Here is an 18,371-nt window from a genome sequence, read left to right on the forward strand (position 1 = left end):
GTTATCCAGATAGGGATCGCTAATTAAATAACTTACAATTTTAATTGTTATTGTGGGATGGGCGTCCCCCCCGTCCTTTTTGGACGGGCGGGACGCCCATCCCACTTTCAAGAGTGGAAGTTATTTAATTCTCATTCCTAAAGTCCTGACTAAAAACTGGTTCGCAGTCAGGACTTGAGTTTTTTTACTTCACAAGAAGACAGAAAGCCTCACTATTCACAGGCTTTAAGATTTGACCAACACTTGATTGGTTGCCGCTTGTTTGTTTGTTGCTGGTACTCTTTGCGGTCAAGTCATCCCTGTAGGGAGAATGATGCAAATAAGCTTTACCGACAGAACCGAAAAGTTGCAGTTTGTCAGAAATGACCGATTGCATGGCATCGATAGCTTTTTCCATTATTTCCAACAAATCCGGCTGTGGCTCAGAAATGCTACTTTTTAACACGTCCATATAAGCTTCGCGAACTTCCGTATTCACATTAAATTTAGATACTCCGAGTTTAATACATGGATGAATCATTGACTCCGGCAAACCGCTAGCACCGTGCATCACTAACGGCACTGAAACAGCAGCCCGGATTTTGGCCAGACGCGGAAAATCGAGTTTCGGTTCGCTCAAATATTTGCCGTGAACGTTACCAATTGTTACGGCTAAAAAATCCACCTTAGTTTCTTTGATAAACTCTACTGCTGCTACCGGATCGGTCATCCTTGCGGCTTTCTCCTCGCTTGTCAAACCTTCTTCCCTGCCACTAATTCGGCCGATTTCTGCTTCAACTGCCGCACCGTTAGCGTGGCATAATTTAGTCATTTCCCGGCTAAATATTAAGTTTTGTTCGTAGGGCAAAAAAGAACCGTCTGCCATAATTGATTTGAGGCCGGCGGCTAGGCCGAGGTGAATGTCTTTTTCTGAGGTGCTGTGATCTAAGTGTACTGCGATCGGCATTAAAGATTTGCGGGCCGCTTTGATGCACAGCGCGACTAAATGCGATTTTCCGTATGGCAGGGCGCTGGGGTGAATTTGCAGTATAGCAGGACTGTGCAGCGCTTCAGCCGCTTTGATGACGGCTTTTACTCCTTCGAGGTTGTAGACGTTAAAAGCGCCGATCGCATAACCATTTCTCAAAGCCGTGTTCAGCAATTCGCTAGTTGAGGCGAGCATATAGTACCTACTTTAAAAACTTTTCTGAATGTCGATCATTCTATCAAAGTTTAAGGGCAAGCTCAGCTTAATTTGTGTTTATTTTAATTGCGAATTTTTCGGCGACGATTTATTCTGAATGTCGATCATTGTATCAAAGTTTAAGGGCAAGCTCAGCGTAATTTTTGTTTATTTTAATTGCGAATTCTTCGGCGACGATTTATGTGAAGTGCATTTATTCTTGGGTAAGGTGCGCCTAGCGCACCCTACTATTTGTTTGGTGAGCCTAGCGCACCTTACGACTAGATGATTTACTATGTTTGTGCATTACCAGCGTGCAAACCGCACTCTTTTACGGTCGCTTCTTCCCACCACCAGCGACCTTCGCGTTCGTGTTGGTTCGGCAATACCGGCTTCGTACAAGGTTCGCAACCAATACTTACAAAACCGCGTTCGTGCAACTTGTTGTAAGGCACATCCAAAGCGCGAATGTATTCCCAAACCTCTGCCGAAGACCAGTTTGCTAAGGGGTTGAATTTAATTAATTCATGGTCAGGAGTTGAGAATGCAGTGTCAACTTCAATAACCGGAATACCGTTGCGGGTACTGGGACTTTGGTCTTTCCGCTGACCGGTAATCCAAGCATCGAGAGTATTCAGCTTGCGGCGCAGCGGCTTGACTTTCCGCACGCCACAGCATTCTTTGTGACCGTCTTGATAAAAACTAAACAATCCCTTTTCTTCTACTAGGGCTTGTACTTCTGCTGCATCGGGAAACATTACTTCTAATTTAATGCCGTAATGTTTTCTGACTCGATCCAAAAACTGATAGGTTTCTGAGTGCAGTCGTCCGGTGTCTAGGGTGAAAACGCGGAAATTTTTGGTAATTTTTGAGGCAATATCGATCAGAACTACATCTTCTGCACCGCTGAAAGAAATTGAGATATTGTCAAAATTTTCTAGGGCAAATTTGATAATTTCTCGCGGTGTTTTTTGACTGTATTCTGCTTCTAGGGCGGCAATGTTGAGATTTCTTTGGATGGCAACCATATTTTCGGGTTTTCGGTGTTCTTTTCCTCTAGCCCTTTATTATAGCCGATCGCCGTCTCTGTCTCACCGACTAATTTGACAATCAAGCAATTAAGTCCGGGGCCGCCGGATTCATCCGTGAAGCGAGAAAAAAGCTCCGACTACTCATCACCCGCCCCGGATTTATGAGTGTGAGCGCTTCTTCAATTCTAAAATCTAAAATCTAAAATCTAAAATCGATTGGCTGCATCTTGCAGCAGTCTTTGCGGCTGGGTTCACAATCAAGCTCAAGGATGGCGCTCGCCTGCTGGTAGCAGTTTTGGTGAACCCAACACTCCTCTACTGGGTAAAATGGGACTGCCGCGCGGCCCATTGATATCAAATCTGTTAGCATCGGAATTATTCCTATCTCTATTCTTTTCATCTGCGTGAATCTGCGTCAATCTCTTGTCATCGGCGGTGAAGAAATTATCTTTTTTTGACCGCAGATACAGGCAAATATACACAGATTAACGCAGATGAATTAGATTGTTGACTGTTGACGGTATTTTACTATTTCGATGCTACCGGAATTGATATGAATTTGCCCGCCATTATAAAGCCCCCAAAAATAAATAAGTATCATTGCTACAATCGTCAAATTTAACTTGTATAATTAATAAAATAAGAGCGCTTACTCAGCGAGTTCGGGCTGTATTTGGTCTGAAAATAACCTTTTTTTATCCCAGGATTAGCACCGCTATAGGTACTTTTTAATTGCGTCTTATGGCGCTGACCAAATAATTTGTCTAGCACCAGTTAGGCACCCGCTCAAACTAAATCATTGAAAGCCAAGCTAGTAAACGTAGAAGATGCGGCTTGTTTTTCCAATATATCCTTATATGACCATCCTAAATTATTGGTAAATTTATTACTCCCTCAGAGGGGGTTCGGGGAGGGTGGGGGTAGGGTAAATTTTTACGACTTCGGCAAGGATTGCTATACTAAGAGCTGTTGGTTTTCCAACAGCGAATTACCAAGAATCAATTACTAATTGCCGATTAATTTATTCAGAGCGATTCCGTTAGTAAAGTAAATTTTTATCGCTTTTTATCGCTGACAGCTAACCTTGAGCCATACGATCGGCTATATTGTATTTGGAAGTACATTAATTTGTCCCGAAAGCGGTCTAGTCTCATCGCCGCCGATCGCGCCAGCTTCTGAATAAACATAGTCCGCTGTCAATAACCGCAAGGAAGTGTGGAATCATGTCAAAAGTTTTAGTAGTGGACGACGTAAAGAGCGAACTAGAAATCATCTGCCGCATTCTTCAAGATGCCGGATTGGAGGTGATCCGGGCTGGTGACGGCGAAGAGGCGATCGCCCTGATCCGCAAAACCCCTCCGGCTTTGGTCGTTTTAGACGTAGTGATGCCCCGAATGAATGGGTTTGAAGTGATCAGAGAATTGCGGGGCGATCGCACAACTGCCAAATTGCCCGTAGTATTTTGTACTCATAAAAACACCGAGATCGATAAAGCTTGGGGAACTGATTTAGGGGCCGACGCTTACGTCAGCAAACCGTTTGAACCTCAGCAACTCGTCCACATAGTGCAGCGCTTGCTTTCAGCGTAAACTTTCACCGTAAACCGAATATAAAGCGATCGGCCGCTTTCCAAAAAACCTTATACCGACAAACCCCGTTTTTTTTAAATAAACTGGGTTTTTGAATTCCCTAAAAGTTTATGTTTAATGATAGAAACCTGCTTATTTGCCCAGCCGCGATTTATTTAACGGAAACATTTGAGCCACCCAAAGTGAGGCTGAAAAACTCGATCGGCGATCGGCTTTAGGGTCAAAGCAAAACTCTAATTTGTAAGCTACACTAGAAACTAAAAATAAGCCATGAAAATAACGGCTCCCCCCGCTGGGGGGCATCAGACAAGTGCAACAAAGCAATTTCTCCTGTTCGCTCAAGGAGGCAGTCTGTTCGGCATAGAGTTAGAGGCAGTGCGGGAAGTCCTTTGCCTCAAGGAACAACCGATTTCCCTGGTGCCCAACACCCAGCCATTTTTGCTGGGATTAACCAACTTGCGGGGCGAAATCTTAGCAGCAGCAGACTTCGGACTGTTTGTCGGTATTGAGTCGGTTGACACCTACCACCCAAACAGCCGCATCTTAGTGGTAGAAGCGCCCGATCCGCGAGACGTGAGATTGTTGTCGAAAATGCGCCTGGGATTAGCCGTCTCCCGCGTCGAAGGAGTTTTACCTCTCAATCCCGATCGCATTGTCTCAGCACTAGATGTCAGTCCCGACCTAGCTCCATTCTTAAAAGGTCTGTACAATTCCGAAGGACGCTTGCTAATGATTGTCGATGTAGAAGCGATCGCCCATTCCGAACGCTGGTAAAAATCAACAATACAGATAAGTCTGCAACCGCTTTCAATCAATAATTTTAACTAACGATCGCCCGCATCCTATTTGCCCATCCTTAATTTTATGATCGAAATTCTCTATACCTGGATCGCAACCACTTTCACCCTGACGTTGCCTGACTTCTCCCAATCGGTGGTAGATGGAGCTGCTAATTGCATCATTTGTGTGTGTTACTTTGCCATCGCCTGGATAATCAGCTTAGGTTTGTGGCGAAACCGTCAATTCGGGTTCGACATCTTCGCCACAGCCACAGCAGCCATATTTTGGAGCTGCGCTTTCGGCCACAGCGGCCACGCCGCCCAATACCTAGGGCTGCCGCACTCTCCGGTGGCACAAAGTGTGTTCGATTGGATAACTGTAATGGTGGCGCTCGTGTTTTTAAGTTTGTCCAACCGCTACGGATTCTTAGTAGGTTCCAAGCAAATCCTGAGCTCTAAAAAAGAAACAGAACAAGCGCTGAGCGAAACTACCCAGCGATTTCACGCAATCTTCGACCAAGCTTTTCAAGCGATCGCATTATTGGAGCCAGACGGTACTCTGATCGAAGCAAATCAGACAGCGCTAGAATTGGGCGATTTCCAAGCATCAGAACTGCTGGGGCTGAAATTTTGGCTGACACCCGGGTGGGCATCATCTCCAACCAACCAGCAGCGCCTAAAAATGAACATTAAACAAGTCTCGGCCGGCAAGTTTGTCCGGGAAGAATACGAAATCGCCGGCTTCAACAACCATGTGACAGTAATTGACGTGTCGTTTAAGCCGCTGTTAAATGAAACAGGAGAAGTATTTCAAATCCTCGCCGAAGGCCGCGACATTACCCAGCGCAAACAGACAGAAGCGACATTGCAGCAGCTAACTGCAGAACTAGAGCAGCGAGTGAATGAAAGAACCGAGCAGCTCCTGCAAACTAACGCACAATTGGAACAGGAAATTCGCGATCGCACCGCAGTACAAGAGCAATTAAAAGCCTCAGAACAATTCTTAAACAACATCCTCAACAGCATCCCCGACCCGATTTACGTCAAAGACCAACAGCACCGCTGGATAATATTAAACAATGCCTTTTGTCAATACCTAGGTCACAGCAGAGAAGAACTAATTGGCCAATGCTACGACCAGTTTTTGCCCAAACAGGAAGCAGAGACATATCGAGAAAAAGACGAATTAGTTTTCTTGACAAACACCAGCACCGAAATCCAAAAAACCCTCACAGACCCAGCAGGAAATACCCGCTTTGTCTCCGCCAAAAAATGTACCTTTGTAGATGCCGACGGCAGGAAATTTCTCGTTTGCGCGATTAGAGATATCACCAATCGCGTGGAAATGGAAGAACAACTGCGGCAGACACTGGCAGAAGTAGAAAGCTCCCAAAACTTGCTGCGAACAGTCATTGACGCTACGCCAGACTGCATTTTTGTCAAAGATCGAAACTTGCGCTACACCCTAGTCAATGCAGGTTTCGCCGCCGCCTTCGGCAAAACTCAAGCAGAAATTATCGGCAAAGACGACGCAGAAATCGGCATATCGGTCGATCGAATCTTCCCCAACTTCCACGCCGAAACCGATTCCCAGAACCAAATCCAAAACTTCCGGGCCGGCAACCACCTCGCGCCGGCCTCCAACGACTTAGCCACCTTAGCCGACGGCAAAGTACACACCTTCGACACCCAGAAATTGCCCCTCAAAGATGCAGAAGGCAACATTTTAGGAATGCTCTGCTTCGCGCGCGACATCACAGAACGCCGCAAATCTGAACAAGAACTATTGCGGTTCAAAGCAATTTTAGAAACCACAACAGACTGGGTAGGCATCGCCGACACCCAACAGCGCACCATTTATATCAATCGCGCAGCCAGAGAAATGTTGGGAGTTGGCCAAGACGCAGATTTAACCGGAATCCGCATTTCTGACCTGACATCCCCCAAAAGTATCGACACTCTTGTGAACGTCGGCATCCCTGCAGCTTGCCGGGACGGGGCGTGGAGTGGCGAGACAGTTTGGCAGAGTTTAGACGGCGAAGAAATACCAGTTTCTCAGGTAATTGTTGCCCACAAATCCGAGAATTCAGAAGTTGAATTTATCTCAACGATCGCCCGCAACATTACAGAACGCAAGCGCGCCGAAGAAGCATTGCAGCAGAACTTGCAAATGCTCGATCTTGCCAGCGATGGCTTGATCGTTCGGGATATGGACGGCACGATTAATTATTGGAGTCAGGGAGCCGAACGGATGTACGGCTGGACAAAAAAAGAAGCCTTGGGGAAAATCACCCATACTCTATTGCACACCATTTTCCCCCAGCCTTTAGCCGCTATTTCGGCACAGTTAGAAGAGCAGGATTATTGGGAAGGAGAAGTAATTCATACCACCAATTATGCTACCAAAATTACCGTATTCAGTCGCTGGAATTTGCAGCGAGACGAACAGGGAAAACCGAAAGCAATTTTAGAAACTAACAACGACATCACGGAGCGCAAGCAAGCCGAAATCGAAAAGCAAAGATTGATTTCGCTCGTAGAAAGCAGCTCGGATTTTATCGGCACGGCCACCCTAGAGGGAGAGGCAACATACCTGAATGTCGCGGGTATGAACCTAGTAGGATTGCAAAATGTTGAAGAAGTCAAAAGCCAAAGTATGTTTGACTTCTTCTCAGTAGAAGATGCTAAGATTTTGCAAGAAGAAATCGTGCCTGCTACTATGCGAGACGGTTTTTGGCAGGGTGAATTCCGCTTGAGGAACTTTCAAACCGGCGAAGACTTTCCGGTTGACTTCACCCTATTTACAGTCAAACACCCAGAAACCGATGAGCCTATGGGGTTCGCAACAGTTACTCGCGACATCAGCGATCGCAAACGCGCAGAAGAGATGCTGCGCGATCGCGAAAGACTGTTCCGAGCCATTTTTGACCAATCGTTCCAATTAGTGGGGCTGCTAAAACCAGACGGCACGGTTTTGGAAGTCAACCAAACAGCCCTCGCCGTCGCCGGACTGGAGCGCGAAGACTTCGTAGGCACGCAGTTTGCAGATAATTTGTGGTGGCAAATTTCTCCAGAAGCCAAGCAAAAAGTGCAAGCAGCGCTCACAAAAGCTGCAGCCGGCGAGGTAGTCCGCTACGAAGCCGACGTGCTCGTTGCTGGGGGTGCTGTGATAACTGTGGACTTCTCCCTCAAGCCGATCGTAGACGACAGCGGCAAAGTCGTGCTGCTAATTCCCGAAGGCCGCGACATCAGCGATCGCAAAGCCCTAGAACGAGAATTAGTTTTGCGTCAAAGTCGCTTTGACGCATTTTTCGCAGCCGCCCCGGCCTCAATGTTTATTTTTGACGAGCAGTTGCGCTTCGTGCAAGTTAACGAGAAATTAGCGGAAACCACCGGCGTCTCAGTTGCCGAACACCTCGGCAAGACGGTGAGGGAAGTTGTACCCGAAATGCTCGATACCCTACAGCCGATGTTGCAGCAAGTTCTTGTCACCAACCAACCGTTTTTAAACGTTGAGGTGTCGGGATCAATCTTCAACGAACCGGGCATCCTGCGAGATTGGCTGGCTTCATACTTTCCTTTGCCGGGAGCTGACGGCAAACCCATCGGTGTCGGCGGTGTGGCGATCGAAATTACCGATCGCAAAAAAGCAGAAGAAGAGCGCGATCGATTTTTTACCCTTTCCCTAGACTTGGTTTGTATTATAGGTTTTGAAGGCAGATTCAAGCGCGTCAATCCCTCTTGGGAAAACGCACTCGGCTACAAGGCGCATGAACTTGAAGACAACTATTATATCGATTTAGTCCACCCAGACGATCGCGAATCAACCATAGAACAAGCGGAAAAAGTAGCTAGCGGCGCCGAATTAAAGTCTTATGAAAATCGCTACCGCTGCAAAGACGGTTCCTACAAATGGCTGTCGTGGAAAGTGCGACCTGTAACCGAACTAAAGCTCATGTATGCAGTGGCTCGCGACATTACCGAAAGCAAACAGGCGATGGTGCAACTGGAAAAAACAACAGCCCAATTAGCCCGTTCCGAAGACCAATTTCGGCAGCAAAGCAATCTCTTGCAACTGCTAATAAACAGCATTGGCGACGGCATAATTGCTGCCGACGAAAATAGCAATTTTCTTTTATTCAACCCCGCCGCCCAAGATATGTTTGGCACGGGTTCGACAGATACTCTTCCCGACGAATGGTCGGCAAGATACGGTTTATTCTTGCCCGATACCGTAACTCCCTATCCCCCAGCGGACATACCTTTATCGCGCGCAGTTCGAGGAGAAGCCTGTGACGAAGTAGAGCTTTTCACCCGCCACCGAGGGAAGCCAGAAGGCCTGTGGGTGAAAATTAACGGCCGGCCGCTCAAAGACGAAACGGGGGCGCTTAAAGGCGGCGTAGTCGTTTGCCGCAACGTCACCGAACAAAGAGCATCCCAGCAGCAAATGCAGCAGTTGGCCGAGGCACAGGAACGCTTGCTGCAAGAACTTAAAACCCGGCAAAATGCTCTCGACGAATCGGCGATCGTCAGCGAGACCGATCTCCAAGGCATCATTACCTACGTCAACGACGGATTCATTGAAATCTCCGGTTACAGCATGGCAGAACTCCTGCACCGCAACCACCGCCTCGTCAATTCCGGCCACCATCCCAAATCATTTTTTGAAGAAATGTGGGTGACACTTTCTCGCGGTTTGGTGTGGAAAGGGGAAATCAAAAACCGACGCAAAGATGGCTCGTTTTACTGGGTAGATTCGACGATCTCCCCCATCTTTGATACCAGCGGCACAATAGTCAAATATATCGCCATTCGCTTTGACATCACCGAGCGCAAAGAGGCAGAAGAACGACTAGGAAAATTGGCAGCAGAACGTAAAGCGGAAGCTGATTCTCTGACGCAGCAAGTCCTTAAATTGTTGGGAGAAATTAAAGGCGCGGCTCAAGGCGACTTGACAGTCAGGGCGGAAGTGACTAACGACGTTTTAGGTGCTGTAGCCGACTCTTTCAACTTCTTAATCGGTTCTCTGCGGAAAGTGGTAACGGGAATTCAAACTTTAGCCGAACAGGTAACATCTGCCACCGGCGAGTCAATTAAAAATACCAGTCAACTCACCCAACAGGCAGAAATTCAAGCAGCAAAAATATCTGCCATCATGCGCGAAATCGAGCGGATTGTGAATTCGATCCGCGACGTGCGAGATGTTTCGGTGCGGGCAGAAACAGTGGCTCAGCAGTCTTCTCAAACGGCTGAAGTCGGCGGTATGGCAGTCGATCGAGCTGTCGAAGGTATTAACGGGCTCCGGTTGACGATCGCCTCTACCTCGAAAATGATGAAGCGTTTGGGTGAATCTTCCCAGCAAATTGGCAAAATTGTGACTTCGATTTCTCAACTTGCTTCGCAAACTAATTTATTAGCTCTGAATGCTACTATTGAGGCGGCGCGAGCCGGCGAACAAGGTTTAGGCTTTGCAGTTGTTGCCGAAGAAGTGCGGAAATTAGCAGAAAGATCGGCCGGCGCTACTGAGGAAATCTCCGAAATTGTCGGTACAATTCAAGAAGAAATCAGCCGCGTCATGAAGGCAATGGAATCCGGGACGCTGGAGGTAGTGGAAGGCACTAAGCTAGCAAGCGAAGCTAAAACTCACCTCAATGCCATCATCGAAGTTAGTCGAGAAATGAATGCTTTGGTGCAGAATATTACTAGCGCATCTGCCAAGCAAACGGTTTCGGCTGAGGGAATTGCTAACAGTATGCAGCAAGTCAACGAGATTGCGAATACGACCGCACAAAAAGGTGCGGATGTCAAAGCATCTTTGGACGAGTTGTCTGGTTCTCTGGGCCAATTGCAAAAGTCGGTGGCGAATTTCCGTTCGTAATTTTAGAACCCCGACTTCTTCAATAAGTCGGGGTTTTGGGTATTGTGGCAGTGTGCGATGATGAATGGTAGGATGGATGAGTATTTGAAATACTTTTAGGTTGTGGCTATCGTGTTTGAGATTGAGTTTACAGACCAAGCGATTGAGGATTTGCAGTGGTTTAAGAAACACGAACAGAATGTAATTGTTGACGGTATTGTAAAACTTCATTGAGTTTATAATCAATTATAAACAATAATGGTATTATGTTGTGAGTGTTGAATAAGGAATACGCACAGCCTGAAGAAAGGAAATCTCAAATGCAATTAACAGAGAGGCACATCATTAAATCCACGGAACATCGTTTCGCCCAAATTGACGAACTAGCCTTTAAATCCAAAAACCTCTACAATGCCGCCAATTACGTCATTCGTCAGAACTTTATTTATGGATGGGGCTATGTCAATTACAACGAAATGAACCGATTGATGAAATCTCATGAAGCCTACAAGGCTTTGCCTGCTAAAGTAAGTCAGCAAATCTTAATGGTTTTAGACAAGAATTGGAAATCGTTTTTTGAAGCCGTTAAAGCTTACAAAGCTGACTCTTCAAAATTCACGGGTCGCCCAAAATTGCCAAAGTACAAAGATAAGACTAAAGGGCGAAACCTTCTCGTCTACACGATTCAAGCAATTAGTAGCAAACAGTTGAATAAAGGAATCATTAAACTTTCGGGTACAGAACTTTTAATTAAAACCCAACTCAATCCCAACCAGATTTGTCAAGTTAGACTGGTTCCGAAATGTGATTCCTATGTAATTGAGGTGATTTATGATGAACCGGAGTGCACCCTCAGCAATGCCAACTCTGTAGCTAGTATTGATTTAGGACTGGATAATTTAGTGGCGTTAACTTCAAATCAACCGGGATTTATCCCTTTGTTGATTAACGGGCGACCATTAAAATCGATTAACCAGTTCTACAACAAACGCAAATCCCGATTACAATCCCAATTGAAAGGGAATCGCAAAACTTCACCCAGGATTCAGCGATTAACTCGCTGTCGCAACCAGAAAGTTGATAATTATTTGCATCATGCTAGTCGTGTGATTGTTGACCATTTGGTAGTGAACCAAATTGGAACGCTGGTAATCGGCAAAAATGCACAGTGGAAAACCGATATCAATCTAGGTAAACAAACCAACCAAAATTTTGTCAGTATTCCTCACTCTAGATTAATTGAGATGTTAGAATACAAAGCTCGGCTGGTGGGAATCAAGGTAATTGTGCAGGAAGAATCCTATAGTTCACGGGCCAACTTTCTGTGTTTAGACCCAATTCCTGTTTACGGAAAAACTGATAAAGAGCCTGTGTTCACTGGCAAGCGGATTAAAAGAGGTTTGTACAAAACATCGGCTGGTCGGTTAATTAATTCCGATGTGAATGCAGCGTACAATATCCTCAGAAAAGCAATCCCAAATGCTTTCAGCGATGGGATAGGGAGCTGCGTAGTTCAGCCAAGGCGGGTTAATCCGCTCAAAGTAAAAGTGAAAGGGGAGGGACTTGAAGCCTCCCATGTCTATAAATGACTATACTTTTACCAGCTATAGAGCGCATCGCTGGCAAGCAGGGGAATAGATACATATTTCAAGGAGCAGAGGAAGAACTATGATGAACTGGGATTATCGAGTATTTTTTGAGGATGGCGGGTACACAATTCGCACGGTGTATTATGACGATAAGGGTGCGATCGCAGCCTGCTCGGAAAAAGAAACCGCACCTTTTGGAGAATCAGTGGAAGAACTTCAAGAAGAATTAAACCAACTCCTTGCTGCTCTAAAAAAACCAGTTATTTCGGCTGACGATGTGCCACCTCCAAGCGATCGCCCGAAGGCAAAAAGAGGAAAATCATTGCAAGCAGTGCGGCAACAACTTGGCTTGCGATCGGAAATAACGAAAGAAAATTCCTTAGAAAATTCCTTGAGTTCAAACGATTAGCAAAGAACCGAGGTTATCGGTAAGAGTTCAAAACTACTGGCCGCTTATCTTGGCCGCTCATATGAATGATGACGATTTAAACGAATTAATAGATGCTTTCACCGCAGAATGCGAAGAGTTTCTTCAGTTAATGGAGACGAATCTGCTGGCGATGGAAGCTGCGGGTTTGAAAGAGCGACAAGCTGCAGTTAAAGAAATGTTTCGGGCGGCTCACTCGATTAAAGGTGCGGGTTCGATGTTGGGCTTTCAAAACGTATCGGCGGCGGCTCACACGCTGGAGGACTGTTTTGTCATTTTGCGCGATCGCACAGACTTGGCGGCCCTGGAACCGACTACTGTGAGTGTTTTGCTGCAGGGGGTGGATGCTCTTAAAAAGATTACGATCGAATCAGTTCAACACTCCGATATTACAACTCCGGATCAAACGGAAAACTTGGAGGCGATCGCCCAAATTTTCGCCGAGTTCCAGGCCAAGTACGGCAAGTCAGAACAACAGCCACTCCTCGCAGCCAGCCAAGGGCCCGCCCCCGAAACCCTGAAACTGATTTTTGAACAGCAAGTGCCGGCACTCTTCAATCGCCTAGAAACCGAGCTTTCCCAAGCTTCCGAAGCAGATTTGGCAACAAGCGTCACCGCCATCAAGCAGGTTTACTACCAACTCTCCGGTTTGGCTGGAATGCTGCAATTGCCGGATTTTGGGAAAGTCGCCGCAGCCCTCACAGATTTGATTGACTCTCCAGACTTGACTCTACAACGGTTGCAATCCGACGGTTGGGCGATCGCCCAAAACTTGCAAACCGCACGCCAACAAATATTGGAAGGAAGGGCGATCGACATCCCCGAAATCTCCCCCTCTCCCCCCCACTCCCCCTCTCCCACTCCCCCCGAAATCCCCCCCTCCTCGACTCTTCCAGTCCCCAACCCGCAAAGGCCGACAATCCGGGTAGACTTAGAACGCTTAACTGAATTGGTGAATTTAGTCGGGGAATTAGTCATCAACCGTACAAATTTAGAACTTCAAGAATCCGAACTGCGCGGCGAAGTCAAGCGCATCCGCCGCAATATCGTAGATTTGAACCAATTCGGCGGTCAGTTGCGAGAAGAATACGACAGACTGAGCTTTGCAGAGTGGAGGGGGGGAAACGGGAACTCTGGATTGGGAAAACTTGCAGCAGCAGAAACAGAATTCCCCATGATTGCTAACGGCAAATCCTCTCCGGCCCATGCTCACTTCGATATCTTAGAGATGGATCGTTATACAGAGTTCCACTCGACAGCCGCAGAAGTCATCGAAACTGCCCAAGCAATTTCTCAATCCGCCACCAAATTAGACACCTTAGCCATGAAATTCGAGCGCAGTACCGACCAACTGCGCCGCATTACCGAACAACTACGCAGCCGCGTCATGCAGTTGCGAGTCGTGAGTTTCAGTCGCGCCGTCGATCACTTGCCCAGAGCACTCCGGGAGATGTGTCTCACATACGATAAAGATGTCAACCTGCTGCTAGTGGGAAGAGATACCAAAATTGACGAAAGTTTGCTCGACGCTTTGCGCGACCCCTTAATACACTTAGTGAGAAACGCTTTCGACCACGGCATCGAAATGCCCGAAGTTCGGAAAGCAAGCGGCAAGCCGGCCAGCGGTCAAATAGAAATAGAAGCCCGCCACCAAGGCGGCCAAACTATTATTACTGTCGCCGATGACGGCAAAGGCATTGACCCGGAAATGATTCGCCGTAAAATTGTCACAAAGGGTTTGGCTACGGAGGAACAAGCTCAAGAATTTTCCATTGCCGAACTCTACGATTTTCTGTTTTGGCCGGGTTTCAGCACTACAGAAGGGGTCAGCGACCTTTCGGGGCGGGGAGTCGGGCTCGACGTGGTGCGAACAAATTTGCGGACTGTGCGGGGGACTGTGAAAATAGACTCTCGCCTGGGAAAAGGTACGAGTTTTATCATTAAACTGCCACTGCTGTTGTCGATTACTGATGCTTTGATGGTGAAAACCGATCACAATAAAATAGCAGTGCCGCTTGATGCAGTCGAGGAAATTCTGCACATTAAAGCCTCGGAAGTTCACATTGCCGGCAATCAGCCGATGCTGTGGTGGCGGGAGGAATTTATTCGTTTGGTGAGGATGCAAGATTTGCTCGAATACAGCGTCCTCCCGCCGGATGCCCCCTCTCCTGACCCTTTGACCCAAGAGGAAATTCCCGTCCTGGTTTTGGCTTCTACCGAAGGAATGCTGGCGGTGGCCGTGGAACGGCTGATCGGTCAGCAGGAAATTGTGGTTAAACCTTTGCCACCGCCTCTATCCAAGCCTCGCGGCGTTTTGGGGACTACGATTTTGGGGGACGGGCGCGTGGTGAATATTCTGGATGTGGACGATTTGGTGGGCCAACCTGTGGTAAATAGTTCGATCGCCGCTGTCTCCGGTAAAGTGCAGGAGATACCGGCGAGTGCGAGTCGGTCACCGCAGATTTTGGTAGTGGATGATTCCTATACAATTCGCCAGTTGCTGTCTCTGACGCTGACTCGTGCTCGCTACCGGGTGGTACAGGCTAAAGACGGCGTGGATGCCCTGGAAAAGTTGCAAAATGGTCTTGATTGCAGTTTGGCGATCGTGGATATTGAAATGCCCCGGATGGATGGATTTGAATTGTTGCGATCGATCAGATCGACCGAGCGGTTTGCTAAGATTCCTGTAGCCATGCTGACATCCCGTAGCGGGGCAAAACATCGGCAAATGGCAATGGAATTAGGCGCAAATCAATACTTCACCAAACCTTACAGCGAAGCCCAGCTTTTACAAGCTATCCCCAAATTAATCCACCACTCAATAATTTAAGCCAAAATCTCAAATCTCCACTCAAATAATCCCTAATCTCAAACAAAACTTAGGCAAAAAGTAATTGCACCCGCGAATAATAGTGGGAACTACGCAGCCGACTCACCTACTAAAATCGAATAATCTAAAATCTAATACCAATTTTGTATGAGGCTGCACATATCTCGATCCCCCCTAGCCCCCCTTAATAAGGGGGGGACAAGATTCTTCTCAAAGTCAACCCCTACTCCCCAACAATCAGGGGGATTTAGGGGGATCGAGATATGATGTGCAACTTCACATTAAATTGGTATAAAATCCAATAATCTTCAATCCAATAATCGTCAATCTAAAATCTAAAATCTAAAATCTAAAATCGAATGACTCACGCCAATTACAATCGCCGCTTTCGGAGCAAGAAACAAGCCACTGTTAGAATTGCCCCTAAAAAAATGGTTTCCTTTGAACTAGGAAATATTTACTATGCTGTTCCTATTGAGCGAGTGGAACGCATTGTTAAAAACTTTAATGCCTACGGTATTTTACCGAACGGTAATAGTTTACTGCGGCATCAAGAAGAACTGATTACCATAATTAATTTATCCACAATATTTCCCAGCAGTCCGAGCATTGCTGAGTGCAAATACCTGATTATTTGTACCTTAAATAAAAGCGATCGGTTGGGGATTCCCCTTCCTGATATGCCAAAAATTTTGGAAATTACCGAAGAAAGCTTCTGCGAGATTCCCGAATTGTACCGTCAACAGCAACTGCCTCCGGTAATAGAAAAGTTAATTCGCGCACCTGATGGTTCCGAAGTTTTTTATCTGAATTTCGATCTATTTAGCGAAATGTAGGGTGTTCACTTTTCGAGGTATTATACCATATAAATGCTATTTTTGCAAACAAAAAGTTATAGATTTATGAAAAAACTCACAATCATGTCGATCGCCCTACTAATTTTTGCAGCAACTCTCGAACTGCCGAAGGTGGGGCTGCAACTAAGTGCGATCGGGCAAATAGAAACACCCCAACCCATCCAAACACCCCAACCAATCCCAACACCCCAATCAATCCCAACACCCCAACCAATCCCAACACCCCAACCACAAACACCCCAACCACAAACACCCCAACAAATCCAAACACCCCAACAAATCCAAACACCCCCAATCCAAACACCCCAACCAAAAGCAGACGACCCCAAAAACCTCGGCTACGTCTCCCCAGAATTTGCCGAAAATTTCTCCCAGCAACAAATCGACCAAATCAACGCCAACGTCGAAACGCTGCTGCTAACTCAAAGCTGCTCCCGCTGCGACCTCCGAGCCGTAAAATTAGTTAACCTTAACTTAAAAAATCCCATCCTTACAGGAGCAGATTTATCAGATGCCAACCTCAGCGGTAGTCGCTTCGAGATATCAGATTTTGTCAACACCAATCTAGCTCGCACAAACTTAAGCGGAGCCGAATTAGTAGGAGCGAGAATCAGCAACGCTAACCTCAGAAAAGCTAACTTGACAAAGACAAATCTAGACGGTGCAGACTTGCGATTTTCCGACTTGAGAGATGCCAATCTTTCCGATGCCAACCTCCGCAATGCTAATATAGATGGCGCTAGTATCGATCGAGCAAGTATGGCCGGCACCACAATGCCAGACGGCCGAAAAAATCAATAATAATAGAGGTAGTCTTATGTCGCCGATTAAACAACGCCTTCTCGAAGCGATCGAACGGACTCCTGAGCCACTTTTAGAGCAAACGCTGGCATTTCTGGAATTTTTGACCAGTCGGACACAATCCGCGATCGCCCCAGACTTCGACTCAGATTTTGACTCAGATACCGACTCCAACGAGCAAATCCTCGCCGATCTGAAAGCCTCCCTCCACCAAGCCAAAGCGGGACAAACCTTTCCCATATCGGAACTCTGGGACGGTATCAATGTCTGATATGTCAGTCCAAGTCACGTTCACGGTACTTTTCAAACGTCGCCTCAAAGGACTCGCTAAAAAGTATCGCCAAATTCAAACCGATATTCAGCCAGTCCTTGATGAGCTTATCCAAGGAAACTTCATAGGAAACCAGATTACAGGGACTCAATACACCGTTTACAAAGTCCGGGCTAAAAACAGTGATTCCCAAGTTGGTAAGAGCGGCGGTTATCGCTTGATTTATCAAGTTGAATCACCGACTCAAGTTGTTTTACACCTGATTTACTCGAAATCAGAACAAGCAAATGTCTCCGCCGAGGAAATCCAAACTGCGATCGCAGAATACCAAGCGAACCCAGACGAATCAGCCATTTTTCCAATCTAAACGCTTGCCCTTCTTGCTCTTTGAGGCGCTCGCTGTCATCGTCAAAATCCGTGTCGTGCCTTCCTTCTAAATCAAACAGCCAAAAACCTCTGAATCACCTCATCACTTAACTCGCTAGTGCTTCCAGAAGCCACAATCCCGCCTTTTTGCATAGCATAATACCAGTCAGCTTGCCGCACAAAATGCAAATGTTGCTCCACCAACAAAACAGAAATTCCCCTAGTCGCAACCACACGGCGCACAGCAGCTTCAATATCTAAAATAATCGATGGTTGAATCCCCTCCGTAGGCTCATCCAAAACCAGCAACTGCGGCTCACCCATCAAAGCCCTAGCAATAGCTAACTGCTGCTGCTGTCCCCCGCTCAAATCACCTCCCAGGCGATCGAGCATAGTTTTCAAAACCGGAAATAACTCAAAAATTTCATCAGGAACTTCAGGATTTTTGGTTTTGGTTGGTTTCGCTTCCAAACCTAACAAAAGATTTTCTTTTACCGTCAAACGTGGAATAATTTCACGCCCTTGAGGCACATAACCAATGCCTAATCTAGCCCGCTGGTAAGTCAACTTAGAAGCAATAGATTCTCCGCCAAAAGCAATAGTGCCACTGCGCGGTTGCAGCAACCCCATAATCGTTTTTAGCATAGTAGTTTTGCCCACACCATTGCGGCCGATTAAGCAAACCATTTGCCCAGCATTTACGCTTAAATCGACATCGCGCAAAATGTGACTTTCGCCGTAATAAACATTCAAATTAGAAACTTGTAGCATAATTATTTACTGTTCACTGTTGACTGTTGACTGTTGACTGT

The 18,371-nt window shown here is 46.6% G+C and carries 13 protein-coding genes; 10 read left to right on the forward strand and 3 right to left on the reverse strand.

Features of this window, described 5'->3' with window-relative positions; translation table 11 throughout:
* Positions 1 to 184 precede the first annotated feature (184 nt).
* Complete coding sequence (locus tag QUB16_RS24955; RefSeq protein WP_333320288.1) at positions 185 to 1,162, reverse strand: class II fructose-bisphosphate aldolase; 978 nt, start codon at positions 1,160 to 1,162, stop codon at positions 185 to 187.
* Positions 1,163 to 1,455: 293 nt separating this feature from the next.
* On the reverse strand, positions 1,456 to 2,190 hold the full coding sequence (locus QUB16_RS24960) for a phosphoadenylyl-sulfate reductase (protein ID WP_333320290.1): 735 nt from the start codon (positions 2,188 to 2,190) through the stop codon (positions 1,456 to 1,458).
* A 1,226-nt stretch (positions 2,191 to 3,416) separates the two neighbouring features.
* Here QUB16_RS24960 and QUB16_RS24965 point away from each other — a divergent pair.
* The 10 genes from QUB16_RS24965 (at position 3,417) to QUB16_RS25010 (ending at position 17,560) form a co-directional block, all read left to right on the forward strand.
* Positions 3,417 to 3,782: a response regulator gene (locus QUB16_RS24965; RefSeq protein ID WP_333320292.1), complete on the forward strand. Its 366-nt coding sequence runs from the start codon at positions 3,417 to 3,419 to the stop codon at positions 3,780 to 3,782.
* Between the two features lie 270 nt (positions 3,783 to 4,052).
* The gene (locus tag QUB16_RS24970; RefSeq protein WP_333320293.1) at positions 4,053 to 4,556 is read left to right on the forward strand and encodes a chemotaxis protein CheW; all 504 of its coding nucleotides are present in this window, start codon (positions 4,053 to 4,055) and stop codon (positions 4,554 to 4,556) included.
* 90 nt (positions 4,557 to 4,646) lie between these two features.
* A complete protein-coding gene (locus tag QUB16_RS24975; RefSeq protein ID WP_333320295.1) occupies positions 4,647 to 10,439 on the forward strand; it encodes a PAS domain S-box protein in 5,793 nt (1,930 codons plus the stop codon).
* Between the two features lie 299 nt (positions 10,440 to 10,738).
* The gene (locus QUB16_RS24980; protein WP_333320297.1) at positions 10,739 to 12,007 is read left to right on the forward strand and encodes a transposase; all 1,269 of its coding nucleotides are present in this window, start codon (positions 10,739 to 10,741) and stop codon (positions 12,005 to 12,007) included.
* Positions 12,008 to 12,086: 79 nt separating this feature from the next.
* The gene (locus QUB16_RS24985; RefSeq protein ID WP_333148424.1) at positions 12,087 to 12,416 is read left to right on the forward strand and encodes a hypothetical protein; all 330 of its coding nucleotides are present in this window, start codon (positions 12,087 to 12,089) and stop codon (positions 12,414 to 12,416) included.
* Between the two features lie 61 nt (positions 12,417 to 12,477).
* Positions 12,478 to 15,264, forward strand: a complete 2,787-nt coding sequence (locus QUB16_RS24990; protein WP_333320299.1) for a hybrid sensor histidine kinase/response regulator — start codon at positions 12,478 to 12,480, stop codon at positions 15,262 to 15,264.
* A 359-nt stretch (positions 15,265 to 15,623) separates the two neighbouring features.
* On the forward strand, positions 15,624 to 16,100 hold the full coding sequence (locus QUB16_RS24995) for a chemotaxis protein CheW (RefSeq protein WP_333320301.1): 477 nt from the start codon (positions 15,624 to 15,626) through the stop codon (positions 16,098 to 16,100).
* 66 nt (positions 16,101 to 16,166) lie between these two features.
* Positions 16,167 to 16,922: a pentapeptide repeat-containing protein gene (locus tag QUB16_RS25000; RefSeq protein WP_333320303.1), complete on the forward strand. Its 756-nt coding sequence runs from the start codon at positions 16,167 to 16,169 to the stop codon at positions 16,920 to 16,922.
* 16 nt (positions 16,923 to 16,938) lie between these two features.
* Positions 16,939 to 17,193, forward strand: coding sequence for a hypothetical protein (locus tag QUB16_RS25005; protein WP_333036453.1), 255 nt, complete (start codon positions 16,939 to 16,941; stop codon positions 17,191 to 17,193).
* Positions 17,186 to 17,560, forward strand: a complete 375-nt coding sequence (locus tag QUB16_RS25010; RefSeq protein WP_333320304.1) for a type II toxin-antitoxin system mRNA interferase toxin, RelE/StbE family — start codon at positions 17,186 to 17,188, stop codon at positions 17,558 to 17,560. The genes QUB16_RS25005 and QUB16_RS25010 overlap by 8 nt, the downstream gene beginning before the upstream one ends.
* 71 nt (positions 17,561 to 17,631) lie before the next feature.
* Here the strand turns inward: QUB16_RS25010 and urtE are convergent, their stop codons facing one another.
* Positions 17,632 to 18,330: an urea ABC transporter ATP-binding subunit UrtE gene (urtE, locus tag QUB16_RS25015; protein WP_333145659.1), complete on the reverse strand. Its 699-nt coding sequence runs from the start codon at positions 18,328 to 18,330 to the stop codon at positions 17,632 to 17,634.
* Between the last annotated feature and the right edge of the window lie 41 nt (positions 18,331 to 18,371).

Origin of the sequence: Microcoleus sp. D3_18a_C4, assembly GCF_036702415.1 — a bacterium.
Classification (GTDB): domain Bacteria; phylum Cyanobacteriota; class Cyanobacteriia; order Cyanobacteriales; family Microcoleaceae; genus Microcoleus.